Origin of the sequence: Echinicola rosea, from assembly GCF_005281475.1 — a bacterium.
Taxonomy (GTDB): domain Bacteria; phylum Bacteroidota; class Bacteroidia; order Cytophagales; family Cyclobacteriaceae; genus Echinicola; species Echinicola rosea.
The window spans coordinates 451,487-476,698 of sequence record NZ_CP040106.1 but is presented as its reverse complement, the minus strand read 5'-3'; the positions used below and the strand labels follow the sequence as shown (position 1 = coordinate 476,698).

General features: G+C 46.0%; 17 protein-coding genes. 7 read left to right on the top strand and 10 right to left on the bottom strand.

The window, feature by feature from the left end; genetic code table 11:
* Nucleotides 1–331: 331 nt before the first annotated feature.
* Both FDP09_RS02065 and FDP09_RS02060 read right to left on the bottom strand, forming a co-directional pair.
* The gene (locus tag FDP09_RS02065; RefSeq protein ID WP_137401066.1) at nt 332–922 is read right to left on the bottom strand and encodes a response regulator transcription factor; all 591 of its coding nucleotides are present in this window, start codon (nt 920–922) and stop codon (nt 332–334) included.
* A gap of 5 nt (nt 923–927) precedes the next feature.
* The gene (locus tag FDP09_RS02060; RefSeq protein ID WP_137401065.1) at nt 928–4,089 is read right to left on the bottom strand and encodes a ligand-binding sensor domain-containing protein; all 3,162 of its coding nucleotides are present in this window, start codon (nt 4,087–4,089) and stop codon (nt 928–930) included.
* A 273-nt stretch (nt 4,090–4,362) separates the two neighbouring features.
* Between FDP09_RS02060 and FDP09_RS02055 the strand changes: the two genes are divergently transcribed.
* The 3 genes from FDP09_RS02055 to FDP09_RS02045 all read left to right on the top strand — a co-directional run bounded on the left by FDP09_RS02055 (nt 4,363) and on the right by FDP09_RS02045 (nt 7,326).
* Nucleotides 4,363–5,067, top strand: a complete 705-nt coding sequence (locus FDP09_RS02055) for an L-ribulose-5-phosphate 4-epimerase (protein ID WP_137401064.1) — start codon at nt 4,363–4,365, stop codon at nt 5,065–5,067.
* 125 nt (nt 5,068–5,192) lie between these two features.
* Nucleotides 5,193–6,353 (top strand): aldose epimerase family protein, encoded by a 1,161-nt coding sequence (locus FDP09_RS02050; RefSeq protein WP_137401063.1) that lies wholly within the window; start codon nt 5,193–5,195, stop codon nt 6,351–6,353.
* A 520-nt stretch (nt 6,354–6,873) separates the two neighbouring features.
* The gene (locus FDP09_RS02045) at nt 6,874–7,326 is read left to right on the top strand and encodes an NUDIX domain-containing protein (protein WP_137401062.1); all 453 of its coding nucleotides are present in this window, start codon (nt 6,874–6,876) and stop codon (nt 7,324–7,326) included.
* A 246-nt stretch (nt 7,327–7,572) separates the two neighbouring features.
* On the opposite strand, the gene FDP09_RS02040 is transcribed toward FDP09_RS02045, so the two are convergent.
* The 7 genes from FDP09_RS02040 to FDP09_RS02010 form a co-directional block, all read right to left on the bottom strand.
* Entirely contained in the window at nt 7,573–8,553 is a 981-nt protein-coding gene (locus FDP09_RS02040) for a glycoside hydrolase family 43 protein (protein ID WP_137401061.1), read from the bottom strand.
* A gap of 187 nt (nt 8,554–8,740) precedes the next feature.
* A complete protein-coding gene (locus FDP09_RS02035; protein ID WP_137401060.1) occupies nt 8,741–10,249 on the bottom strand; it encodes a c-type cytochrome domain-containing protein in 1,509 nt (502 codons plus the stop codon).
* Between the two features lie 42 nt (nt 10,250–10,291).
* A complete protein-coding gene (locus FDP09_RS02030) occupies nt 10,292–11,785 on the bottom strand; it encodes a DUF1501 domain-containing protein (RefSeq protein WP_137404915.1) in 1,494 nt (497 codons plus the stop codon).
* An 82-nt stretch (nt 11,786–11,867) separates the two neighbouring features.
* Nucleotides 11,868–14,192, bottom strand: coding sequence for a PSD1 and planctomycete cytochrome C domain-containing protein (locus FDP09_RS02025; RefSeq protein WP_137401059.1), 2,325 nt, complete (start codon nt 14,190–14,192; stop codon nt 11,868–11,870).
* Nucleotides 14,193–14,212: 20 nt separating this feature from the next.
* Nucleotides 14,213–15,268 (bottom strand): NHL repeat-containing protein, encoded by a 1,056-nt coding sequence (locus tag FDP09_RS02020; protein ID WP_137401058.1) that lies wholly within the window; start codon nt 15,266–15,268, stop codon nt 14,213–14,215.
* 332 nt (nt 15,269–15,600) lie between these two features.
* Nucleotides 15,601–17,895, bottom strand: coding sequence for a PSD1 and planctomycete cytochrome C domain-containing protein (locus FDP09_RS02015; protein WP_137401057.1), 2,295 nt, complete (start codon nt 17,893–17,895; stop codon nt 15,601–15,603).
* 209 nt (nt 17,896–18,104) lie between these two features.
* Nucleotides 18,105–19,040, bottom strand: coding sequence for a glycoside hydrolase family 43 protein (locus FDP09_RS02010; protein ID WP_137401056.1), 936 nt, complete (start codon nt 19,038–19,040; stop codon nt 18,105–18,107).
* Between the two features lie 339 nt (nt 19,041–19,379).
* Here FDP09_RS02010 and FDP09_RS02005 point away from each other — a divergent pair, with 339 nt between their 5' ends.
* The 4 genes from FDP09_RS02005 to FDP09_RS01990 all read left to right on the top strand — a co-directional run bounded on the left by FDP09_RS02005 (nt 19,380) and on the right by FDP09_RS01990 (nt 23,634).
* Nucleotides 19,380–20,477 carry a glycoside hydrolase family 43 protein gene (locus FDP09_RS02005; protein ID WP_137401055.1) on the top strand — a complete coding sequence of 366 codons (1,098 nt, stop codon included), beginning with the start codon at nt 19,380–19,382 and terminating at the stop codon, nt 20,475–20,477.
* Nucleotides 20,478–20,515: 38 nt separating this feature from the next.
* The gene (locus tag FDP09_RS02000; RefSeq protein ID WP_187328773.1) at nt 20,516–21,541 is read left to right on the top strand and encodes a glycoside hydrolase family 43 protein; all 1,026 of its coding nucleotides are present in this window, start codon (nt 20,516–20,518) and stop codon (nt 21,539–21,541) included.
* Nucleotides 21,542–21,573: 32 nt separating this feature from the next.
* Nucleotides 21,574–22,548, top strand: a complete 975-nt coding sequence (locus FDP09_RS01995; RefSeq protein ID WP_229683296.1) for a glycoside hydrolase family 43 protein — start codon at nt 21,574–21,576, stop codon at nt 22,546–22,548.
* A gap of 84 nt (nt 22,549–22,632) precedes the next feature.
* Entirely contained in the window at nt 22,633–23,634 is a 1,002-nt protein-coding gene (locus FDP09_RS01990) for a glycoside hydrolase family 43 protein (protein WP_187328772.1), read from the top strand.
* A gap of 187 nt (nt 23,635–23,821) precedes the next feature.
* On the opposite strand, the gene FDP09_RS01985 is transcribed toward FDP09_RS01990, so the two are convergent.
* Nucleotides 23,822–24,973, bottom strand: coding sequence for a helix-turn-helix domain-containing protein (locus FDP09_RS01985; protein WP_137401054.1), 1,152 nt, complete (start codon nt 24,971–24,973; stop codon nt 23,822–23,824).
* Nucleotides 24,974–25,212: the final 239 nt, after the last annotated feature.

Here is a 25,212-nt window from a genome sequence, read left to right as displayed (position 1 = left end):
CTACTTTTTTGACCTATAGCAAAAAAGTAACAAAGGTAAAGGGATGAAAACCACCTAGTAATTTAGCTAGAAAAATAACTGCCCAAGGAAAAATATAGAACCTGTATTTTCCAGATACACACTAACTAAACGGCATTGAACCCGTTTTATGCATTAGGAATCGTTATGGCCTGTCTCGATAGCTATCGGGAAGAACTAAAACTACAAGAAAATCAGGCTGTTTGGAGATTGAATCATCCGCCGCGGCGGATGGTGAGATCGAAAACAGCAGCGAAGTGACTGATTTTGAAGTAGTTTCAGATCGGAATAGATAGGCTGATGCATAGCGGGTTTAAGTGTAAATTAGCTTGATTACCTCCGAGGTGTTATTGCAGCCAGTTTTGGCGAGGATGTTATTGCGGTGCTTTGCAGCGGTCGTAGGGCTAATGTAGAGTTGCTCAGCTATTTCTGAACTGGTTTTTCCTTCAGCAATCAATGCAATGATTTCCTGTTCCCGTTGCGTAAGTTTTTGGTATATTTCATTTTCTTCCAGCTTGAGGGACTTTTTGCTAAAATTGGCAAAAGCCAAATCAATGGCTATTTGCACACTTCGCTCGTTATAGGGTTTGGTGAGAAAGGAGGCGGGAGCAGTGGAAATGGCTCTTTCTACAGTTTTTTTGTCCGAAAAGGCAGAGATATAAATGATGGGCGTTTTTTTATACTGAAGGATAGCCTGGACCGTTTCGATCCCGTCTTTTTCCCCATTGATGTTGATGTCACATAGTACCAAATCCACTTGGTGGTTACAAAAAAGCTCTATGGCTTTGTCACCATTATTGGCTATGCCCACATTTTCATAGCCCATGTCTTCCAGTAAATACGCCAGGTCTTTGGCTATGAGCATTTCGTCTTCGATGATCAGTACGTTTTTGGTGTGTTCCATAGTGCTTATTTTTTAAAAATAAGGTGAATGGTGGTGTTTGTTTCTTCTGCGATATCCAGTTTTCCGTGTAATTGCATTACCAATGACCTTATCATGCTCCAGCCGAAGGAATTGGATTCCCTGATGGTGGAGGCGGTAAGGCCTTGGCCATTGTCCCGAAAGGTAAAGTGCACCAAGCTTCCATCCAATCGCAAGGAGAGTTCGATTTGGATTTTTTCTTCTTGTACATGCTTGAAGGAATTGGTGATCAGCTCATTGAGGATCAGTCCTAGCGGGATGGCCTTGTCCAATCCCAGAGAAAAATCATCACCGGTGAATTGGTAATGGAAGGTTTTGTACCGGCTTTTGAAGGCTGCTTCTATTTGGTCAAAGAGATCACTGATATAGGTTTTACAATTGACTTGGGAATCATTGTCGGTGACATAGAGCTTTTGGTGAAGCAGGGAAAGTGCCTGCATCCGCATTCTTCCATCGATGAGGGCCACTTTGGCATTTTTATCCTTGACACTGCGGCTTTGCAGGTTTAGGATGCTCGAAACCAGCTGGAGGTTGTTTTTTACGCGGTGGTTAAGTTCTCTCAGTAGGCTTTCTATCCGTAGGTTTTTTTCCTGAAGGCTGTCGTGCTGTGATTCGATCTGTTCTTTCTGTTGTTGGATTTCAGCTGTTCGCTGTACCACGAGGTTTTCGAGTCGTTCTTTATTTTGCGAAATGCGCTGGTATTGGTAAAGAATTACGCCTAGCAATGCAATCGTAAATAGGGTCTTGAACCACCAAGTCAAGTACCAAGGCGGTAAGATCGTGACGGCAATGCTGGCATTTTCAGTGGACCAAAACCCATCGTTATTACAAGCTTTTACCTGGAAAGTATAATTGCCCGGGGGTAAATTGGTATAGGTGGTGCTTCGGTTGGAAGTGACTGGTCGCCAGGTTTTGTCATAGCCATAAAGCCGGTACTGGAATTTATTCTTGTGGCCATTGACCAGGTTTAGGGCAGTGAAGTGGAAGGAAATGACTGACTGCTCATGGTCAAAGGTAATGGCTTCAGTGTACGGGATGGCCTTTTGCAATATCCCCGAGGAATCCCCGGGAGTTATCGGGGTGTTGAATAAGTCAATTCCTGTAATCTGAACATTGGGCGGACTGGTGTTTTCAGGAATCCTAAGTGGGTCAAAATATTCCAGACCACTGGATGACCCAAAGAACAGCCTTCCGTCATCGTCCTTGTAGGCAGCGCGGAAGATAAAGTAGTTGTCCATTAACCCGTCCTGTTGGTTGTAATTCCTGAATTCACCTGCTGCGTTCATCATGGAGATACCCTCCGCAGTAGCTATCCAAAGGTTATGCTGGGTGTCTTCAAGTGTGGAGCTGATGACATTGCTCGGTAGGCCATCGCGCGTGTAATAATTCGTGAAGGTCTTATTCTCCACGTTGAACTTACTTAGCCCAAGCTCGGTGCTTACCCACAGGTTGCCCAGATGATCTTCTGAGATATGGTTGATTTTATTGTTGGTGAGGCTTTGGGGATTGTTTTCTTCGTGGGCAAACTTGGTGAAGCTACTGTCTTTTTCATTAAGGAGGTTAAGCCCTCCCTGACTGCCCACCCAAATCCGGTGCTGGCTGTCCTCAAAAATGTAGGAGATAAATTCATCGTGGTTGTCCCCTTGGATAAGCCTGTCACTGAGGGGGAAAGGGACTGCCGTTTGGGTCTCGGGGTTCCAGATAAAAAGCCCTTTTTCTGAGTTGCCAATCCATGTTCTCCCTTGGCTATCATGCAAGATCGGAAGGTTGAATTCCGGAAGAAACTCTCCAGAAGGCGTTTTGTGCTGAAGTGGGCGGAGGGTTTTGGTGCGGTGGTTCCATTCATAAACAAAGTGCGCCCAAGTAGAAATCCAATAGATATCCTCGCTGATCCGGGTGATCATGGCCAGCCTGTTTACACTGCTTTGGTCACCTTCCGAAAGGGTGTATTTTTCCGTCTTGCCGGTGCGGAAGTTTTTCACAAAAAGCCCCGAATATGTAGTAAAGAGATACTCATTTTCATTATGTTGGATCATGCTGGACACGCGGGAGTAGTACTTGTCCGTAGCGTCCGTAATAAAGCGTATGGAGTTGAATTTATGGTAGTGTGGATGATATTGGAAGATGCCTTCGTTATAGACGGCCACCCACAGGCTGCCATCCTGACCTGCACTGACTTTGTAAATATTGTTTCCTTGGAGTTTGTTTGGGTCGGACCGGTCTGAGCGGATACGGGTGAAGGTGTCTTTTTTTAGGTCCAGGACATTTAGTCCATCCAAAGTGCCAACGAAGAGTTTATCAGGGTGGTCAAGATGGTGTCCAATGGAGAAAATGACATCATGGCTGATGCTGCTCGGGTTTGGGGAGGAATGGTAGTGAGTGATTTTTCCTGTTTTCAAGTGGAGCCTGTCCAGTCCTCCCCCTGTTCCGATCCAAAGGGTACCTTTCGGATATTCCTGAATGTCATAAATGTAAAAATGGCTAAGGCTTTTGGGATCATCGGGAAGATGTTTGATACCTGAAAATTCCATGCTGTTCAGGTCCAAGATATTCAGTCCGTTACCTGTAGCGATGAATAAGCGGGACTCGTCCGATGAGAGTTTTATTTGCCGGATGGTTTTGCTCAGGAGACCATTGGCGGTGGTGTATCGGGTAAATTGCTGGGTGGTGGGGTTAAGTTTGCAGAGCCCATTGCTGGTGCCCAGCCAGATGTTTCCTTCAGGGTCTTCCGCAATGCCTCTTACCTGATCATCGCTGAGGCTGTTGGGATTGAGTTCTTCGAAGGAAAAATTGGTAAACTTATCTGTTCTGGGGTCGTATTTGCTGACACCGCCACCATAGGTGCCCGCCCAAATGTTGTTTTTGCTATCCTCAAAAAGTACCCATACGAAATCAAATGCCAGCGAAGTGCTGTCCTCTACTTCATGGGCATAATGCTGAAAATTTTGTCCATCAAATTTCCATAGGCCATTTTCACCGGCAATCCACACATAGCCACTTTCACTGTGGAGGATGTCGTAGGGAAAGGGTTGGTTGATGCCCTGTTCAGTGCCATATTTCCGAAACACCGGAAGCAGGTCCTGGGAAAATGCTGTTTGGGCTAAAAAACACAAGAGGAGGCACCAGAAAATGGGTAAGACTTTTTGCATGGGTAAAATTTGCAAACTGTAGCTTCTAAATCAATACTTAATTTAGTGTATTTATGGTTGAAAAGTGTCGATATTATAAAATAATTCAGCGGTGGTACGATCACAAGGGACGTTCAGAGCATCTTTGTCTTGGTATTGGAAGATGTACATAGGTAGCATTGAGGGGAAACTTTAAAGGATACCGAGTTAATAAGTGTAATAAATACAAATAATATTTTTAACTTGGGCTTCATTAAATAAGGAGACATTCATAACCCATAAAATAATTGACCGATGAGTAAATTTCTTGAGCTAAAGAGAGAATGCTATGAAGCAAATATGGAGCTTCCTGCCTTGGATTTGGTGGTTTACACTTTTGGCAATGTGAGCGCAGTGGACAGAAAAGAAGGTGTTTTTGCCATTAAGCCAAGCGGCGTGGCCTATGATGCGTTAAAGCCAGAGGATATTGTGATCTGTGATTTTGACGCGAAGATCGTGGAAGGGGAGATGCGTCCTTCTTCCGATACCAAGACCCATGCTTATCTGTATAAGGAGTGGGAGAATATAGGTGGTATTGTACATACACATTCGCTTTATGGTGTGTCATGGGCACAAGCGCAAATGGATGTGCCGATTTTTGGGACCACCCATGCGGATCACCTGACCAAGGATATTCCCTGCGCCCCACCAATGGCAGATGAGTTGATCGAGGGAGATTATGAGCACATGACTGGTAAGCAGATCTTGGATTGTTTTTCGGATAAAGGTCTTGATTATGAGGAAGTAGAAATGGTTTTGGTCGGTAGCCACGGGCCTTTTACTTGGGGAAAAACTGCCGCCAAGGCAGTTTATAATAGTAAAGTATTGGAGGAAGTAGCAAAAATGGCTTATCTTACCCTCCAAATTAATCCCAATGCTCCTCGCCTGAAGGATGCATTGATCAAGAAGCACTATGAGCGAAAGCATGGGAAAGATGCTTACTATGGACAGGGGTGCTAATTGCTAGTATCAAGTATTAAGTTAGCGTAAAGCGGAAAGAAATAAGAGTAAAGAAAGGTATGTGGTGCTGAGGATGCGTTTGAAAAAAAGTAAGACCTAATAATCCAAATAACTAAATATAATCTATGAACCTATTAAAGTTAAATTCAATTGGTACCGTAGTACTTGCTGCTGCGTTATCTTTTTACGCTTGTAACCCCAAATCATCAGAAGAGTCCTCGGAAGAATCCGTCACAGAGCAATCGGACAGTGGGCTGAGCATTACTGAGGCCAGTGCTACTGTAGAAGGCAAGGAAGCCAAAATCTATACCTTGAAAAATACGAACGGTATGGAAGTGGACATTTCCAATTACGGCGGAGTCGTTACCAGGCTAGTAGTGCCCGATAAGGACGGGAACATGGAGAATGTCGTCCTCCATTACCATGATCTCGAAGGTTACAGTACCAGTACCAATTACTTTGGCTCTACAGTGGGGCGCTACGCCAACCGTATCGCAAAAGGGAAATTTGAACTGGATGGCCAGGAGTATACCTTGGCCACCAATGATGGTGCTAACCACTTGCACGGAGGTGACAAGGGCTTTAACAAGGTTTTCTGGGAAGCCAAAACGATCGAAAATAGCGATAAAGTAGGACTTTCGCTTACGTATGTAAGTGCAGATGGGGAAGAAGGCTATCCAGGAGAGCTGACAACCATTGTTACATTTGGCTTGGATAATGATAATAATTTAACGGTGGATTTTGAAGCGGTGACCGATAAGGCCACAATCGTAAACCTTACCCATCACGGGTACTTTAACCTGAGCGGCTTGAAGGAAAATATTCTTGGGCACGAGTTGACCTTATACGCCGATCACTATACTCCTGTCGATGAAACACTCATCCCCACTGGAGAGGTATTGCCCGTAGAAGGAACACCATTTGATTTTACCACACCTCACAAGATCGGCGAAAGGATCGATCAGGTGGAAGGTGGCTATGACCACAACTACGTCGTGAAAGCCGAATCAGATGGTAAAATGACCAAAATGGCAGAGCTGTATCACGCCGCTTCCGGTCGCGTGATGGAGCTTTATGCGGATTCCCCAGCGGTTCAGTTTTATTCCGGTAATTTCTTGGATGGTACCATTACCGTGGATGGAGTCACCTATGACCAATATTACGGACTTTGTTTGGAGCCGCAGACTTTCCCCAATTCTCCCAATGAAGAAAGCTTTCCTTCTGCAAGGCTAAATCCCGGAGAGACCTATACCCATCATATCAAATTGCATTTTGGTGTGAAGTGATATTATTTGACTTGACACAGGTCCATTAGCATCATCGGCCTATTAAAAAATTGGAAAAGCCCCAGTAAGCTGAAAGAAGGCTGCTGGGGCTTTCTGGTTAGGTAATCTTTGAGGACACCCCAGATTGAACCCGCTTTATGCATTAGGAATCGTAATGAGAGCTGAAACTACAAGAAAATCAGGCTGTTTGGAGATTGAATCATCCGCCGCGGCGGATGGTGGAATCGAAAACAGCAGCGAAGCAACTGATTTTGTCCGCCGCGGCGGATCAGGTCGCAATAGATAGGCTAGTGCATAATGCGGGTTGAAGTGCCATCGGCACGATAAATTTTGTAACCTGTGGACTTATCCGCAGGAGCTTAAGCTCTCCTCAACCTCCCGAAGGAGTGCCGGCAGCACGGATGATAGCTATGCCTTTACATAAATTGTTTCCCTTCAAAACACTAAACTCATTTGCCCTGCCTACATGACCCTCGATACAGCATTATCCTTAAATTTGCAAAAAAAGAAGCTAGCTAAAATGAATTCAATCTATCCAGAACCTACCGTAGGAGCGATTATCTTCAATCCCAAAGGAGAAGTATTGCTTTGCAAATCTGCCAAGTGGAATGACCAATATGTCATACCTGGTGGACACATCGAAAAAGGCGAGCGTATGGAAGATGCGTTGGTCAGGGAGGTGAAGGAGGAGACCGGCCTAGATGTTTTTGACCTACAGCTGGCGAGTGTGCAGGAAAGTGTAAACAGCGAGCATTTTAGCGAAAAGCGTCATTTTATTTTTATCGATTATATCTGTCGGACAGCCCAATACGATGTCGTACTCAATGATGAGGCCGATGAATACGCTTGGGTAAAGCCTACGGATATTTTGGATTACGATTTGGGAGGATTTTGCAGACCGTTTTTTGAAGAATGGCTGAAGGAGCACTCTGATTTTCGCCGGGGAGTCTTCTATGGCTATGTAAAAAAGTAAGCCTTCCACTGTGCTAGCACAGTGGAAGGCTTGAGGTAAACTTGTAACCTGACCTCGACTTAATTTTAGTATTAAAAGCGTCATAGCGAACCCTTTTTAGGAGGATGTGGGTTGTAAAAGGGTGTGGCAACTCGCCGCGGCGAGCTGCCACGGCTTCCACCCGCTAAGGCCTACCGCCAAGCCTCACAGTGACGATTTTATAATCGAACTGAGGTTTGTACGTTCGATTACTCTTGCACCGTTATTTTATTTTGCGGGATCGACTCCTTCAGAGGTCATGATGATTTTTTTGATGGTGCCGTCAGGGTTATAGTACAAGTAATCTATGCATACTGATCTTCTAAAGCTTCCGCCATGGGTGGGGATGCTACCGTTATGGTAGATGAAATAATCTTTGCCTTTGTATTCGATGATGGCTTGGTGGTTGGTGTTGCTGTTTCCGGCCACCTCGTTGATGATGCCTTGGTATTTCCATGGGCCTGAAACACTTTCACTCATGGCGTAGGCTGTTTTTTCAGGGAATTTATAGGCGTATGAAAGGTAGTAGAAATCACCTTTTTTATGAACCCAAGGAGCTTCCGTAAAGTTTGGCAGGTCAATATATTGGATTTCACTATCCAGTTCGACCATGTTGTCCTTTAGCTTGGCATAATAACAAATGGTATTGCCCCAAAAAAGATGGGCTGAACCATCGTCATCGATAAATACCGACGGGTCAATATCATCCCAGCTGATTTTAGTATCTGTGGTCATATCATTGGTGATCAGGGCGTGGCCCAATGCATCTTCCCAAGGTCCCACAGGACTATCCGACACCGCGATGCCAATGGCTTTTCCATGGATTTCCTTATGGCTTACCGTTACGTACCAATAGAATTTACCGTCTTTCTCGATTACTTCTGCTGCCCAGGCGTCGTCAGCAGCCCAGTCAAAAGTCTCCTTTACGTCCACTGCTGCCCGTTCTTCCCAATTGACCATGTCGGTGGAGGAATAGATAAGCCATTCATGCATCTCATAGAAATTCTTTTCTGGAGGTGCTTGGTCATGGCCAACATATAGGAAAACGGTGTCCTCATGGACAATGGCGGCTGGATCGGCCGTATATTTTTCGGTGATCACTGGGTTGCCGGGCGTGATGGGCTCTTTTGCCGTAATGGTACTTTGGCTAAAGCCAGGCATTGCTGCAAAAAGAAATGCTGCAGCATAACATAATTTCTTGATTTTCATTTGAGGGTTTATTTTGGTTAATGGACTTTTTCGCAAGTCCACCCAAAAATAACATAGCTTTTCCAGATAAAAAATTTTAAGTGTATAAAAAACACTAATATCCGTTTTATTAAGTTCCTACAAAAGAACGTCCCATGCTAATAGTTCATATGAATGTTTTTTAAAACCATTTCCTTGCATCACACAGTCAATTTTTGGTCGTTACTTCTTCCGTAGTATCAGCGCTGACCAATATCAGGGAAGGGGCTTCTGTGTGAATTTGTAGTTCAGGAAGCTTTTCTTGAAGCGTGGAGATGCCGGTTGGTGTAGCGTTGGTTTGCCAGAGGTAGGCCGTTTTTAGGTGCTTGAGTGGATGGAGGTTTGCCAATCCCTTGTCCGAAACTTCCGTTCCGTACAAGTTGATGTATTCCAGCCATTTCATGTTCTTAAGTGCTTTTAGTTCCTCGTCAGTGATGGCAGTATGGTCAATGTGAAGCTCCGTCAAATGCTCAAAGTCCTTCAGGAAGCCATAATCCAATTTTTCTTCCAGCCTGACCTTCGAAAGGTTCAGCCAGACGATTTGATCACTGTGGTTGCTTAATACCTTTAGCTGCTGAGCGCTCAGTGGAGCGCTGGTGTTGAGGTAGCTGACCTGGAGCAATGGGATGTCCGATGCGATAGGCGCCGCAGAAAAGCCATTTTTTCGTAAATTCTGTAGATCGTCTTCTGTCGCCGCATCTATGTCCATGGTAAATACGGGGTTTACTGCTTTTTGGGGAGGATTGACCAGGGCATCCAGAATTTCCTGTACTTCCGGTGAGGTCTTTACTTCTGTTATTTTTTTATCAAAGGAGGCCTCGTTTTCGATCCACCACTCCAATAGCTGTATTTCTTCTTTGGAAAGTGGTTTTTTGCCTTCCGGAGGCATGACATCATCATGGTCTTGGGGGAGTTTGATACGTTTGATCAGTTCGCTTTCCGCAGGCTGGCCGGCGGTAAATACGGGGCCATTTTCACCACCTTTTTGAAAGCCTTCTTTGGAGTCAAGTCTCAGGTCTCCTTTTGTTTTTTCAGGATTGTGGCAACTTTCACATTTGGCATCGGTGATGGGCTTGATGACATTATCAAAAATAACGGCTTCTTCTAAATTGGTGATGACAGGGCCTTCGTCATTCACTTTTGGCGGTAGCCCTACGACCTTTCGCATGGGGTTGGGCATATATTTTACCAGATAATCCGATCCATGGGTGAGATTGCCTCCCAGGTGTCCTGTAAAACTAAGACAGACCACAGTGCCTAATAACACAGAAAAATATATTTTGGGAATTTGTCGGCTTTTCAGAATCCACGCCGCCACAGCCAATAAGATGGTGCCCAATCCCAGCCACAGGTGCCAATCCAATGTACTGCCCTGGTACTCTCCACTAAGCGAAAGCAAGTAACCGCAAACGGCAGCTCCAATTGCACTCAGAATTCCTAAAAAAAGCACAAAGGAAACACTGCTTCCTAAATGTTTAAACTTGGGAAACCTGGAACAGGCTTCCATCAAAAATGCCAAGAGGATAAATCCAATGGGCAAGTGCACGATCAAGGGATGAAATCTTCCCAGGAACAGGGCAAGGTCGGATGGCTTTTGCTGTATTGCCGGAATCGATTGGGCGAAGGCTGGTAAGACCGCAATCAGGGTGGTAAGGAGGATTAGCGATAGCTTTTTCATTCGAGGAATAGCGGTACTTGTTTTATGTGGTCAGTGAAAGGTTTAAGCGAGGATTTTTTCAACAATGTTTCCATGGACATCAGTGAGCCTAAAGTCCCTTCCTTGGAAATGGTAGGTAAGCTGCTCGTGGTTTAGACCAAGCTGGTGGAGGATCGTGGCCTGAAGGTCATGGACATGTACACGGTCCTTGATACCGTAGTATCCGATCTCGTCCGTCTCACCATAGGTGATGCCGGGTTTGATGCCACCGCCTGCCATCCACATCGTAAAGGCCTCTAGGTGGTGGTCCCTGCCGATAAATTTCATTTCCTTACCACCCCTATTTTCACGCATTGGCGTACGGCCAAACTCCCCTCCCCACACGACCAAAGTGTCATCCAGGAGTCCCCGTTGTTTGAGGTCTTTGAGAAGTGCGGACATGGGCTGATCTACCTCCTTGCAGCGGTTTTTGAAGCCATGGTTGATCGCTTCGCTTTTGGCGGCGCCGTGGGCATCCCAGCCCCAATGGTATAGCTGGATAAAGCGAACGCCCTTCTCTGCCAAGCGTCTGGCCAGAAGGCAATTGTTGGCAAAAGAAGCTTTGCCGGGTTCTGTGCCGTACATCTTATGGATATACTCCGGCTCATCATTGATGTCCATGGTTTCAGGGACGGACATTTGCATTTTATAGGCCATTTCGTATTGGGCAATGCGCGTCATGATCTCGGGATCGCCTACTTCCTCAAATTGTTTACGGTTGATATTATTGATAGCCTCAATGGATTTTTTCCGGAGTTCGCGGCTCATTCCTTTTGGATCGGAGAGGTAGAGGACTGGGTCTCCCTTGGAGCGGCACTGGACACCTTGGTAAACGGTAGGGAGAAAGCCACTTCCCCAGATACTTTTACCGGCGCTGGGGGTAGTCCCTCCCGAAACGAGGACTACGAATCCCGGCAGGTCTTGGTTTTCGGAGCCAAGTCCGTAGGTTACCCAAGATCCCATGCTTGGCTTTCCAAGCCGGGCACTACCCGTTTGCATTAGCAATTGGGCCGGGGCGTGGTTAAATTCATCCGTGTGCATGGCCTTGAGGAAGGCCACGTCGTCCACGCATTGGCTGAAATGGGGCAATCTGTCCGATACATAGGCTCCGCAATCACCATAGCGCTTAAAATTATACTGTGGCCCCAGCATTTGGGGTGTCCCTTGGATGAATGCAAATTTTTTCCCCTCCAATAAAGATGGCGGACAATCCAGCCCGTGGAGTTTCTGCAGCTCAGGCTTGTAATCAAACAGCTCCAGCTGCGAAGGGGCACCGGCCATGTGCAAGTAGATGACTCTTTTGGCTTTGGGAAGAAAATGGGCGGGAAGAGGATTCATGGGATTGGCACTGTCCCTGAGCTGGCCGAGCGCGTCGGCGGTCCTTTCGCACGAACTAAGACTGCTTCCCGCAAGAGCCCCCAGGGCCATGGTACCCATGCCTGAAAGGCATTTTTTTAGAAAGTGTCTTCTGGTATTCAGTTCCGCTTTTCGATAGGCTATTTCTTCCAAGAGATTCATGGTCTTCTTTATTAGATGGTTGGTCACTTCGTCAATGATTGTCTTTGAAGTAGAGGTAAACGTCTCATCGAAGTGGCTTTTTTTAATTTTTTGTGACAAAAACGTCCAAATTCATAATGGCACTGGCCACTATGGTTTTGGCATTTAAATCTGGATCCTTTACTTCTTGGTCCATGTTGACCAATGAAAACTCATCATTTCCAAAATGAGTCTTGGCTTCTTCGTAAAGGGTCATGAGAGTGCCGAGTGTCGGTTCAGTAGGGGCTTCGAAAAGCGCCTGTTTATACCCATAGGCAATTTGATCCTTTACCGATCCTTCCGACAGGTTCATTTTCTTTGCAAGTGCTTGTGCTGCTTCAATATACACAGGATCATTGAGTGTTACCAGTGCCTGCAGCGGGGTGTTGGTAGAAATCCTACGATTGACACAGACTTCCCGGCTGGGACTGTCAAAAGCCATCATGGATGGATAGGGGCTGGTCCTACGCCAATAAGTATAAAGGCCTCTCCTGTGACGGTCGTTTCCGGTGCTCTGGACCCATTTTTCAGAATTGTTGATGACTTGCCATATTCCTTCCGGTTGTGGCGGCATGACGGATGGGCCGAGCATTTTTTTGCTGAGCAATCCACTGACCGCCAAGGCTTGGTCGTGCACTTGTTCTGCCGAAAGTCTTACCCGTGGCCCTCTTGCCAGCCAGTAATTGGCCGGATCTTTTTCCAATAGCTCAGGGGTGACAACGGAGGATTGGCGGTAAGTGGCGGACATGACGATGGTTTTGAGCAGTTTTTTGATATGCCAGGATTGGTCTTCCCTAAAGTGGATGGCCAACCAATCCAGTAATTCTGGATGTGTGGGAGGAATGCCCTGTGAGCCAAAATCCTCTTGGGTTTCTACAATGCCTTTCCCAAATAGTTTGCCCCATATCCTGTTTACCGTGACCCTTGCAGTCAGTGGGTTTTCATCACTTACCAGCCATTGGGCGAGTCCTAGGCGGCTTTTTGCTGCATTTTTGGGCAAGCTTGGCATGGAGCCCGGAACGTCGGGAGTTACTTCCTTTCCATGGGTCATCCAATTGCCTCTTTCGAACACATAGGTGGTACGCCTTTTCTCTTCTGGAAGCTCGGCCATTATAGGGAGCGGATCGGACTTGATGTTTGCCAAGGCGGTTTCCTTTTCTTGGACGAGCTTGGCGAGTTGGTAGTTGGCGGTATTATGGCTTTTCACACTATCCAGCCAGTGCATCAGTTTTTTTCGCTCTGCAACTTCTATCTCGGTATAGACCGGCATCGTGGGGCGATCTGTCCAAGTATCGGCATCTTTTGTATTATTAAAGAATGCATAAAATTCATAATATTCATCGTGACGGATGGGATCGTAGGGATGACTGTGGCATTGAACACAGGCAAAGGTGATTCCTTGCCAGACTTCCCAAGTGGTGTTCACCCGATCCAGTACGGCCGCCACGCGGAATTCTTCGTCATCGGTGCCACTTTCGTCGTTGGTCATGGTGTTTCGGTGAAATCCCGTGGCGATCAGCTGATCTTTTGAGGGCTCAGGGAGAAGATCTCCGGCTATTTGCTCAATAGTAAACTGATCGAAGGGCATGTCGGCATTGAAGGCTTTGATGGTCCAGTCGCGGAATTTCCACATGGGGCGGTGGCGGTCTTTTTGGTAACCTTTGGTGTCTGCATAGCGGGCAAGGTCCATCCACATGGCAGCCCAGTGTTCACCGTATTGAGGTGACGCCAACAACTCCTCCACAAGGACTTCGTAGGTCTCCCCATTGGGGTTTTGCTGAAAGCGCTCCACCATTTCCAGCGTGGGCGGTAGCCCGATCACATCAAGGCTCAGTCTTCGGATCAATTCCGCAGGGGAAGCCTCCTCAGTCGGTGCTAAGCCCTTGCTTTCCAATTTTCCCAACACGAATTGGTCAATGGGGTTGTTGACCCAGTCTTCCTGATCAACTGCGGGGAGTTCAGGTCTTTTGGGAGGGATAAAGGCCCAGTGGTCTTTCCATTGGGCACCTTGGTTGATCCACTTTTTAAGCGTGGCGATTTCTGCCTTGTCCAGTGGTGCTCCTTCGGGAGGCATGCGTTCCTCCGGATCGGTAGCTTCGATGCGTTTGATCATTTCGCTGACATGTGCTTCTCCGGGGATGATGGCCGGGATGCCTGATTTGGTAGCCGCTAGGGCATCTTCTTCAAAGAGTAAACTGAATCCTCCGGACTGCTTCACGCCACCGTGACATGAAATGCATTTGGAATTGATGATGGGCCGAACTTCTGCATTGAAATCCACGGTGTCCGTGTTCCGGCTTTCCGAACAGGATAGACAACATACCATTAGCATTGCCATACCGGATAGGCTGGATAGGAGGATGTCACTATGGAAATTTCGAAGGGTCATTTTGGGTCGTTTGCTACTCTTTATACTCTTTCAAGCAGTACCGGGTAGGTTTTTCCGGAATTCCACTGTGGAACATAGATGTTCTCATCTTCGTCAATGCATACGTCATGGGGATTTATGAAGGTCTTACCGTCAAAGGTGATGGTTTGTAGTTTTCCGCCCACATAAGTAGGCGCAGAACCGCCGGGGGCAGAGATTACCTTGTCGTTTTTGTCCAAGACCAAGCTGATGCCATCATCGCCTTCTGCTGTTTCGGTGCGCAATACAGAGAAGTAAAGATTCTCTCCTTTGATCACCGGCCTGTTGATCCAACAGTTGCCCACGGCTATGGTTTCGAGGTGTTCCCCCTCCAGCGAAAACCGCTTAAATTCATGGGCAATTCGTGAAGTGACGATCAGCTCAGGAGTGTCGCCTTTTCGCGTGTCGAGGCAGATGCCATGTGCCTGCTTGAGTTGGTCGTCTGCGTCACCGTTGCCGCCAAAATGCCGGATGTATTCCCCCGTGGAGGAATATTGGATGACATAGCTTTGCCCATAACCATCAGCAATATAGATATCTCCATTCGGGCCGATGGCCACTTCAGTGGGCTTGTATTTTTCTGGACCGTCATAGACGCCTGTTTCTTTGGGATAGTCTAAGGTGAGGAGGATTTTTCCATCCAACGTGGCTTTGAAGACTTGATGGCGATCATGATCAGTGATGTACAAAAATTCTTCACCGTTTTCATCGTGTAAGGTCAGGCCATGGGCACCCGGAAAATCATGGCCCCAAGTGTTCAGGACTTTTCCAGAGCGGTCATAAAACATTACATTGTTTTGGGTCTCATTGGTCAGTAGGATGAGTCTTCCTTTTTTGTCCTGAACCATTTCATGACAGTCCTTGACGGGGTAAATGGCGGGGTCTTGGGTGCCCCATTCCTTTTTGACTTTGTACTGAAAGTCACCATGGCCAACGATGGCTGCCTTGGGGTCCAGCGCTTTGCCAAAATTGATGTGGGGAAAGAGTAGGCCTCCAGCTATGAATGTAGAGGTAGATTTGATGAATTTCCGGCGGTTATTGTGGGACTTTTGCTGCATGATGCGTTTCAGTTCTATTAATGAATGTGGCTTCCATATTTTTTTAAAGTGAAATTTAGGTCTTTTGGACGAAAAATGCTATAGGTTTATTTCTTTCGTTAACTTCTTTTTAGATAATTGCAGTATGTATTTCTTTGTGTATGTTTTTTAAAATATGATTTATGTTTTTTGTTAATTTGTAGTGTAAAATAATTGACTTTATCTAAAATGATGATTTATCATTTCATTTTCAAGTGGCTTTTGTATTAGTTACGGAATCGATTTCGTGATTTTCATTGTATTGGCTGTATCGGAAAGGAGATGTAGGAGCAGCTGGACAGGGTCATGATTAATTATTCTTTAGTGATGAAAGCATCCAGGTTCATGATGGCGTTGGCGACCATGGTCAGGGCGTTTCGCTTGGGATCTGTTTCAGTATTGCCCAGGTTTTCCAGTCCTTCACTGGACTGTTGAAAATGGGATTGGGCATTTTGGTAAAGTGTGACGAGGGTTTGGAGTTCCTTGGGGCTGGGAGGTGAGAACAAAGCCAGTTCATAGCCTTTGGTGATTTGGACTTTAGGAGTGCTTCCGGCAGCTTCCATTTTTTTTGCCAAAGCCTGTGCTGCTTCGATATAGACCGGGTCATTCAGTGTGACCAATGCCTGTAAAGGCGTGTTGGTGTCTATGCGCCGATTGACGCAGAATTCCCTGCTGGGGCCGTCAAAAGTAACCATAGAAGGATAAGGGCTGGTACGCCGGATATAGGTATAAACGGCCCTTCTATGGGCATCTTCATCGGTATCGTTTTGCCATTTTGCTCCACTATAAACGACTTGCCAGATTCCTTCGGGCTGATATGGCATGACGGATGGTCCATGCATTTTATTGCTTAGCAAGCCACTGACGGCCAGTGCCTGGTCACGGACTTGTTCGGCAGTCAGCCTGACCCTGGGGCCTCGGGAAAGGTAGTCATTTGCTGCGTCCAGTTGGAGTTTGGTTTTTGTTACGCGAGAAGTTTGACGGTAAGTGGCGGACATGACCATGGACTTGATCAGTGCTTTGAACTGCCATTGTTGGTTTTCAACCCAATTGACCGCGAGCCAGTCCAAGAGTTCAGGGTGTGTGGGAGGCGTTCCCTGACTGCCAAAGTCTTCTTGGGTAAGGACAATTCCTTTTCCAAAAAGCTGTCCCCAAACCCTGTTTACAGTCACCCTGGCGGTAAGTGGGTTATGGGGATCTACTAGCCATCGGGCCATGCTGAGCCGGTTCTTTGCGGCGTTTGCTGGGAGGTCGGGCATGGAGCCTGGTACATCAGGCTGGACTTCCATTCCATGTACGGTCCAGTTTCCCCTTTCAAAGACATGCGTAGTTCTTTTTTCCTCTTCGGGTAATTCCCGCATGATTGGAAGATAATAGGTCTTCATGGCCTTCAGCTCTTCTTCCTTGGATTTTACGAGTGCGGCCAGTTCATACGTAGGTTTAGAGGATTTGACAGAGTCAACCCAACGAATTAGCGCGGCTTCTTTTTTTTGGTCAATATCCGTGAAAACAGGCAGTACGGGGCTTTCTACTGGCGAAGCGTCTGTGTCGGCAGTATTGTTCAGGAAAGCATAAAATTCGTAGTATTCTTCATGACGAATAGGGTCATAGGGATGGCTGTGGCACTGCACACAGGCAAAGGTGATGCCCTGCCACACTTCCCAAGTGGTATTTACCCTGTCCAGTACGGCGGCTACCCTGAATTCTTCGTCATCGGTGCCACCCTCATCATTGGTCATGGTATTACGGTGAAAGCCTGTAGCAATCAATTGGTCTTTGGAGGGAGAAGGAAGCATGTCCCCCGCCAGCTGCTCAATGGTGAATTGGTCAAATGGCATGTATTCATTGAAGGCATTGATGACCCAGTCCCGGTATTTCCACATGTCCCGGTGGGCGTCTTTTTCGTAGCCTTTTGAGTCGGCGTAGCGAGCGAGGTCAAGCCACATAGAAGCCCATTTTTCTCCAAAATGATCTGAGGCCAAGAGCTCATCGACCAATCGCTCGTAATTTTGAAGGGAAGGGTCTTTTTGTAGGTTTTGGATCATTTCGGCAGTAGGAGGAAGGCCCACGAGATCCAGGCTAAGTCTTCTGGCAAGTGTGGAAGGTGCTGCCTCAGGAGAGGGCTCGAGTCCTTTTTCGTCCATTTTGGCCAGTACGAACCGATCAACGGGGTTTTTGTTCCATGACGCCAAGTCTGCCGCTGGCACTGTGGGGGATTGCGGTGCTACGAAGGACCAGTGGTCTTGCCACTTGGCACCTTCATTTATCCATTTTTTAAGCGTTTTTATTTCTTCTTCGCTAAGTGGAGGGCCTTCTGGCGGCATCCGTTCCTCTGGATCGGTATGGAGGATCCGTTTGATCATCTCACTTTCGGTTGCATTGCCGGGGAGAATGGCTGGTTTGCCGGACTTGGTTTCAGCTAGCGCATCCGATTCAAACAAGAGGCTGAAATCTCCTGATTGCTTTACTCCCCCGTGACAGGTGATGCATTTATTATTAATAATAGGCCGCACTTCTGCATTGAAATCAACTGGTTCATCATCCTGACAGGAAACCAGTGACGCTGCAATGAATAATGTAAATAGAATAATGGCCCTAGGTTGCTGCATCTAAATTGGTGAATATTTTGGGTTGTTGATGATTGGGTGTTCTTATATTTGGTTAAACTAAAGCTAATAATAATTCCCTTTTATTTCAAAGGCGGTTTTTTTTAGACCGCTATTTAGTGGTATAAGTGGAAGTAAACCTAGGTTATAAAACGTCTAGATCGGTTAATAAGTCCCAAAAAGGTCTCTTAGGTACATTCCTGCTTACAATATTAAAAGGTCTCCTGTAGCTTTTTAAATTCCTCTTGAGTGACTTTAAATGCTGTTCCATGACGGGTTCCTTTCGGAAAGCTGATTTCGTCAGAGATATCTTCCCAATTTTCGAAGTCCGTAGAAGCTACAGCCCCCATATGGTGGTCACGGTATTTGTCGAAAAAGAGGAGGCATTTTCCGTCTATCATGAGTGGCGTAGGGCCTTCTGCCCAATACTGCCCTGTGATGGGTTTTCCGGCTACAGGATAGCCTTTGGTCAGCTTTTTACTTTTGGTGATGCGGATGTTTTTTGCTGGGGGAGTTCTGGTTTCGTCTTTTACAAACATGACATATTCTCCGTCATGCTGGATAATGGTGCCGTCGATGACATTGAAGCCAGGTTCGTAGAATAGTTTTGTTTTGGAGAATTTCTTAAAATCTTTGGTGGTAGTATAATACATTCGATGGTTATAGGCACTTTCTAAGGTGTCTTGCGTTTCTGGGTACAGCCCTTTGATGGTGGTGGACCAAAAAATCATGTAACGGTCCTTTTTGTCATCATAGAATACCTCTGGCGCCCAAGTGTTGCGTGCACCTTCTTCGTGGGCCATGACAGGAATAAATTGCTGCTCCGACCAGTGGATAAGGTCCTCCGAGGAAGCGTAGCCCAGCCCTTTTTCATTCCAGCTTACGGTCCAAACCATGTGGAATTTACCATCCCCACCTCGGATGATGCAGGGGTCACGCATCAGCTTATCGCCACCAGCTGTTGGAGTGAGCACACTTTTGTTATCGTTGAGGGCTTTCCAGTGTAAGCCGTCCTCGCTGTAGGCCAGGTGGAGCCCATCTTCGCCATTGCCCATAAAGTAAGAAAATAGATAGACCTCATCGCTTTGGGCAATGCTTGAGCTTAAAATACCGAATAGCACGAAAAGGGTAATGAGTGAGGATTTCATATAATATGATGGTTTTAACAAGTGTGCATCTAAAATAGTATCTGAATTCAGATAAAGCAAAGAACAGTACAGTATAGCGGGGGCTGTAAGGACTTTTTCTTTATGAATGGTTGTCAAAAGTGATTTTTAAATGTTAAATTGACAATTAATTGTATGGTTATCCGCACTTCTTACTAGAAAGGAAGATTCTCACGGAATGCTCGGATGATTACAGGTAAAGCATCAAAAATCCATGCTCCTCTGTACAACCCGAGCGTCCCTCTTCTTTAGTTCAGCCTATGCGGGCATTAGTTCGGATATTCATAATTAGTTAACAATGCGGATAAACTCAATATTTCCATGAATCATCACCTCCTTCGATTTTTAGGGCTAATGTTAGGTGGTATTGGCCTTTTTAGTGTTTTGTCATGCTCCTCAAAAGGGCGTATAGCCCATGAAGTCAACCTAAAAAATTCTCCCAAAGAAGGTGATATGAAAGGTTACTTGATGGTTTATTTTAAGGATGACGACCATAGCCTGCACATGGCCCTTAGCAAAGATGGATATAGCTTTACCGATATCAATGCTGGCAAAGCAGTGATCGCTGGAGATACCATTGCGGAGCAAAAGGGCATCAGGGATCCCCATATCTATCGTGGGCCAGGTGGGACGTTTTACCTTGCGATGACGGATTTGCACATTTTTGCCAAGAGGGATGGGCTGCGTGATACGGAATGGCAACGCCCGGGAGAGGAATTTGGCTGGGGAAATAACCGGGGTTTTGTACTCATGAAATCCGACGATCTTATCCAGTGGGATGTGGCACAGGTTAGTTTGCCTGATGCTTTCAGTGGATACGATGGGATTGGTTGTGCTTGGGCGCCGGAAACTACCTTTGATGAGAAAGAGGGAAAATTAATGCTTTACTATACCATGCGCTGGGGCAATGGACAGAATAAGATGTACTATTCCTATATCAATGACGCTTTTGACAGTTTATTGACTGAGCCTGAGTTGATATTCGAATATCCCAAGGAAGTGAGTTTTATCGATGCCGACATTACCAAGGTGGGCGATAAGTACCACATGTTTTATACCCCACATGATGGTATCCCGGGGATCAAACAGGCCGTTTCCTCGTCGATCAATAAAGATTATCAATACGATTCCGTTTGGTATGATACGGAGCCAGAAGCCAGTGAAGCCCCGAATGTTTGGAAGCGGATTGGGGAGGAAAAGTGGGTGCTGATGTATGATATTTACGGGATTCAGCCTCATAATTTTGGCTTCAGGGAAACGCGTGATTTTGAGCATTTTGATGATTTGGGGCACTTTAACGAAGGCGTGATGCAGGCCACCAATTTCAGTTCGCCAAAACACGGGGCAGTGGTACACCTTACTGGACCAGAGGCAGAGAAACTGGCCACACACTGGGGATTAGAGATGGACTTTGAATGAGGGACTTTCATAAATCATAGAGGAATAAAAAAGAAATTATGAAAATGACCATTAGGAATTTGTTGGCAGTGGTTGCTTTGATGGTGAATGCTGCCTGTTCGACAGCGCCAGGAAAATATGATGGATACCTCTTCGCTTATTTTGAAGGGGGAGGCGAGGCCGATAGGCAAGAGCAGATCCGCTTTGCCGTCAGTACAGATGCGGTAAACTGGCAGGCGTTGAACCAAAATCAGCCGATTCTCTCATCTTCGGAAATCTCCCAAACAGGCGGGGTACGTGATCCACATATCTTACGGGGTGCCGATGACAGTGATTTTTATATGGTTGCTACGGATATGTTTACCAAAGCCAATGGCTGGGACCATAATCCAGGCGTGGTACTGTTACATTCTCCTGATTTGATCGAATGGAGCCACAGTTGGGTAGATTTAGAAGCCAGCTATCCTGAGCAATTTAAAGACGTAAAATGGGTATGGGCACCCCAAGTGATCTATGATCGTGAAGTGAGCAAATATTTGGTCTATTTTACCGTAAGGTTTTATTATGATGATCGGTTAGATTTTTACAGTGCCTATGCCAATGAAGATTTTACGGGTTTTGAAGCTGCGCCCCAGCTGATGTATAAAACTAAATACGGGGCGATTGATGGTGATATTGTCGAGAAAGATGGGGTTTATCACCTGTTTTATAAAGGCCATACCAGAAATAAGGATGGGGAAGAAATCAAGAATGGGATCCAGCAAGCCACGAGTCCATCGTTGAAAGGGCCATGGAAGGAAGATTTCAGGTATGTGGACATTTATGCTGGCAAGCCCACACGTGTGGAAGGCTCATCGGTATTTAAACTAAATGGCAAAGAGGAGTATTTCCTTATGTATGACCTCTACTCAGATCACCGATATGAATATCAACGTAGTTCTGATTTGTTCGAATTTTCAGATACCACCGGTATTTTTACCAAGGATTTTTATCCTCGTCATGGCAGTGTGATCAGTATTACCAAGTCGGAAGCCAAACGCCTACAGAATAAGTGGGGCGGCGTCCCGGAAGAGTTGCTAGATTAGCGTTACGAAATCATAAAACCTAAAACGACCTTATGAAAATACTTAAAACCTTATTGACAGTTATGTTTTTGGCATTTTCAGGACAGTTGCTCTATGGCCAAGCACCTGAAACGTACTATCATATTACGGCAAAGGGAAATCCGCTTTTTACCCACAAATATACGGCTGATCCTGCGGCAATGGTGCTGGAAGATACCCTTTGGCTCTACACTGGTCATGACTTTGAAGGAGGCCAAAAAGGGTATAAGATGAAAGACTGGTTGGTGTTTTCTACCACAGATATGAGCAACTGGACAGAGCATCCAGTGCCGCTAAAAATAGAGGACTTTGCTTGGGCAGAGAGTGGAGATGCCTATGCTGGACATGTGGCTGAGCGTAATGGGAAGTATTATTGGTATATCAGCACCAACTGGACAGGCATCGGTGTGGCAGTGGCGGATAATCCTGCGGGACCATTTAAGGACGCATTGGGGGAGCCTTTGTTGACAAATGAGGATTGTTTTGCCTCGGATCATTCTTGGGCTTGCATTGACCCAGCGATTTTTACCGATGATGACGGGCAGCCTTGGATCTTTTGGGGAAATGGCGAGTGCTACTACGTCAAGCTGAAAGACAATATGATCGAGATAGACGGTGAAATCAAGGAGGTTAACTTTGATGGATTTGTCTTTGAGGAGGCTCCTTGGATTCATCATAAGGATGGCAAGTACTATTTGACCTATGCGTCTGGATTTCCTGAAAAAATAGCTTATGCCACTTCAGAAAGCATAGAAGGCCCTTGGGAATATCAGGGCATACTAAACGAAATCGCAGGCAACAGCAATACCAATCACCAGTCTATTGTGAAATTTAAAGATCGCTGGTACTTCATCTACCACAATGGCGGGATGCAGCGCGGAGGGACCAGTTACAGCCGATCGGTTTGCATTGATCCCCTGCACTACAATTTTGACGGAACCCTTAAGCGTGTGCAGATGACCACTGAAGGGGTGGAGCCCGTCGATTGAATACTGACATAAACCTTGCAAGTGTAAAAACTAGAAAGGTCTTTAAATCAGGTAAAAGAACTGATTAGCCAAATAAAGAATATTATGAAACATAGCTATTTTAAGTGGGCGGTTTTGACCTTGTTGATGACCATCGGTTTTGATCAACTCGCCACGGCCCAGTGGAAGGTAAGGGAAAATATTCCGTTAGATTCTATTCGGTTAAGTGATCCATGCATCTTGGCCGATCATAAGACTGAGATGTACTATATGACAGGTACTGGAGGATTGCTTTGGAAAAGCAAGGACCTAAAAGCATGGACAGGGCCATTCCGGGTGGCAGAAGCAAGTGAGATTTCCTGGGCTGGTGACCGGCCGGCGATTTGGGCAGCGGAGCTGCACGAGTACAAGGGGAAGTACTATTATTTTGCCACATTTACCAATCAACGAACCATTATCGATACGGTGGACGATACGGAAGTACCGCGTCGTGCCAGTCATGTATTGGTAAGTGAGGAGCCAGATGGACCCTACAGGCCAGTAGGGGAAGAAAATTATTTGCCGGAAGATTGGGCCACGCTGGATGGTACGTTTTGGGTAGAGGATGAGATTCCTTATTTGATTTTTTGTCATGAATGGCTGCAGGTGGGCGATGGTACTATGGAAATGATACAGCTAAAGCCCGATCTGAGTGGGACGGTCGGAAGCAGCAAATTACTGTTTAAGGCTAGTGCTTCGTCATGGAGCCGCCGAGAGGTGGAGGGTGAAGTCATTCCCAGTCAAGTGACGGATGGCCCTTACCTTTTCCGCACTGGGAATGGTCGGCTGGGTATGATTTGGACCAGTTGGGTCTATGATGTGTATACCCAAGGGGTGGCCTATTCGGAAACAGGCAAGCTGGAAGGGCCGTGGATCCAAGAGGAAAAGCCCATCACACCAGCCAATTTTGGCCATGGGATGTTGTTCCAGACCTTTGACGGGACATGGCTCATGGCAGCGCACAGCCATCGTGAAGAAAATAGCCGCTATATCCGAATCCCTCATTTGTTTGAAGTGGATTTGAGTGGGGATAAGCTGAAGGTTGTTGGGGCTTTTGACGTGGATTGAGAATTTGAAGATCGTACAATGGTATTTTAAGGTTTAGGAACTTGTTTCTGTAAGCAGGGAGAATTACCAATCCTCTTTGTTTCGGTTCGATAATGCACTCTTCGACACGCTCCGGACAGGAATCTCGAACCGCTTTGATCCGCCCATGGCCCGATTACTTCCCACTTCTACCTTCGTACTTCTCCCTTCATTGGTCATCAAGGACATCCCAAAGCAAGAGTTCCAGTTCCATGCTGGTCCTGTCTTTGCCTTTTACAAGGAAAATAGCCGTGAAGTATTGGGAATCATTTAGGAGTTGTTTAAAGTCATGCTCCAGCCATTCTATATCGGTGAATTTTTCAGTTGTCGCTTTCACGCCAATGTCATGATCGGAGAAGAAAACAAATTGCTCCGTTTCGTTGGGGCCTTTGTAGCGGGAGACGACGGCATGTTCGTAAATTTGGCCATCATCCACGCTCAGGTTGACGAGTGTGTCGATGTTTTTTTCCGGATCTTGAAAATCCAGCATGCCATGGTTAATGGAAACATGTGGATTGGCATCGTTGAAAAAGTCGATGAATAAATTGCCGTTTTTAATTGGTCCGATGTAGATGGAATTGGTTTCAGTAATGTCCTTGATGGTGGTTTGGGAGCTGAAGAGGATGTCAAAGTCTTTGTCCTGTCGGTGAAAGAGCCTTGAAATATTCATGGTGCCATTGGCTGCCATTCCAGTGACATACGGGTAATTGGCGGGGTTGATTTCCCCTTTTTTTTCTGGATGCTCTTCAAGGTATCGGTAATAATCTTCGATATTATTGATGTTATAATCCCGATTCCAGCCTATTTCTCCAGTCGCGGTGGTGCCCATGATGCCAAAAAAGTCACCGATGAAAAGGGTGGTCTCTTTGCCGTTCTCAAAATAAGCTTGCCAGAGTGGAGTGTAGGTTTTTCTGCTGATCAACCAAAAGCCCACTGCCAGCAATAGTATAAAACCTGCCAAGGCGATCCCGTACTTTGTCCGGTTCGTAGCGGGTTCATCTTCCCTACTTTTGATAAAATCTACCTGATATTGTCCCTTTTTGATGCGGACCTGCCACTGGTCATCTGCGCCTTCTTCCTGATAATATTTTTCCAGCTTTTTTCTCAGGTGATAGACATTGACCCGGATGTTTGCAGCACTCCTTTCGTCTTCATAGGATTTACCATAAAGCTCCATCCCGATGGTAGTTTCTTTAAGGTCTCTGCCATCCAATGTAGCATCAGCCAAGAATCGAAGCAGTACACAACTTGAAGGGGCACGGCTGAAGGTTTTGCTGGTGGTGATTTGTGCTATGATATGATCTTTTTCTCGCTTGTCCATGAAGGGTTAAGAAGGATTTGGATACCTATAAATAGGGTTTAATTGGTGAATTAGACGGTTTTATGAGGTGTGTTTAACGGTTAAGATTACCGTTAAATGAGTGTTAAATTTACATTTAAAGTTTCAAATTTCCATATTTCGGCCAGAATCATCAGCAAAGAACTACTGGACGGAAGTTCAAGAAATGTTTTCGATCCATAGTTGCAAGGAGCTTATTTCTGATAGTGGTAATTATTAAC

What these genes read in the sequence shown, in the direction of transcription:
- FDP09_RS02065 (WP_137401066.1), bottom strand. Translation starts at nt 922, where the DNA reads ATGGAACACACCAAAAACGTACTGATCATCGAAGACGAAATGCTCATA.
- FDP09_RS02060 (WP_137401065.1), bottom strand. Translation starts at nt 4,089, where the DNA reads ATGCAAAAAGTCTTACCCATTTTCTGGTGCCTCCTCTTGTGTTTTTTA.
- FDP09_RS02055 (WP_137401064.1), top strand. Translation starts at nt 4,363, where the DNA reads ATGAGTAAATTTCTTGAGCTAAAGAGAGAATGCTATGAAGCAAATATG.
- FDP09_RS02050 (WP_137401063.1), top strand. Translation starts at nt 5,193, where the DNA reads ATGAACCTATTAAAGTTAAATTCAATTGGTACCGTAGTACTTGCTGCT.
- FDP09_RS02045 (WP_137401062.1), top strand. Translation starts at nt 6,874, where the DNA reads ATGAATTCAATCTATCCAGAACCTACCGTAGGAGCGATTATCTTCAAT.
- FDP09_RS02040 (WP_137401061.1), bottom strand. Translation starts at nt 8,553, where the DNA reads ATGAAAATCAAGAAATTATGTTATGCTGCAGCATTTCTTTTTGCAGCA.
- FDP09_RS02035 (WP_137401060.1), bottom strand. Translation starts at nt 10,249, where the DNA reads ATGAAAAAGCTATCGCTAATCCTCCTTACCACCCTGATTGCGGTCTTA.
- FDP09_RS02030 (WP_137404915.1), bottom strand. Translation starts at nt 11,785, where the DNA reads ATGAATCTCTTGGAAGAAATAGCCTATCGAAAAGCGGAACTGAATACC.
- FDP09_RS02025 (WP_137401059.1), bottom strand. Translation starts at nt 14,192, where the DNA reads ATGACCCTTCGAAATTTCCATAGTGACATCCTCCTATCCAGCCTATCC.
- FDP09_RS02020 (WP_137401058.1), bottom strand. Translation starts at nt 15,268, where the DNA reads ATGCAGCAAAAGTCCCACAATAACCGCCGGAAATTCATCAAATCTACC.
- FDP09_RS02015 (WP_137401057.1), bottom strand. Translation starts at nt 17,895, where the DNA reads ATGCAGCAACCTAGGGCCATTATTCTATTTACATTATTCATTGCAGCG.
- FDP09_RS02010 (WP_137401056.1), bottom strand. Translation starts at nt 19,040, where the DNA reads ATGAAATCCTCACTCATTACCCTTTTCGTGCTATTCGGTATTTTAAGC.
- FDP09_RS02005 (WP_137401055.1), top strand. Translation starts at nt 19,380, where the DNA reads ATGAATCATCACCTCCTTCGATTTTTAGGGCTAATGTTAGGTGGTATT.
- FDP09_RS02000 (WP_187328773.1), top strand. Translation starts at nt 20,516, where the DNA reads ATGAAAATGACCATTAGGAATTTGTTGGCAGTGGTTGCTTTGATGGTG.
- FDP09_RS01995 (WP_229683296.1), top strand. Translation starts at nt 21,574, where the DNA reads ATGAAAATACTTAAAACCTTATTGACAGTTATGTTTTTGGCATTTTCA.
- FDP09_RS01990 (WP_187328772.1), top strand. Translation starts at nt 22,633, where the DNA reads ATGAAACATAGCTATTTTAAGTGGGCGGTTTTGACCTTGTTGATGACC.
- FDP09_RS01985 (WP_137401054.1), bottom strand. Translation starts at nt 24,973, where the DNA reads ATGGACAAGCGAGAAAAAGATCATATCATAGCACAAATCACCACCAGC.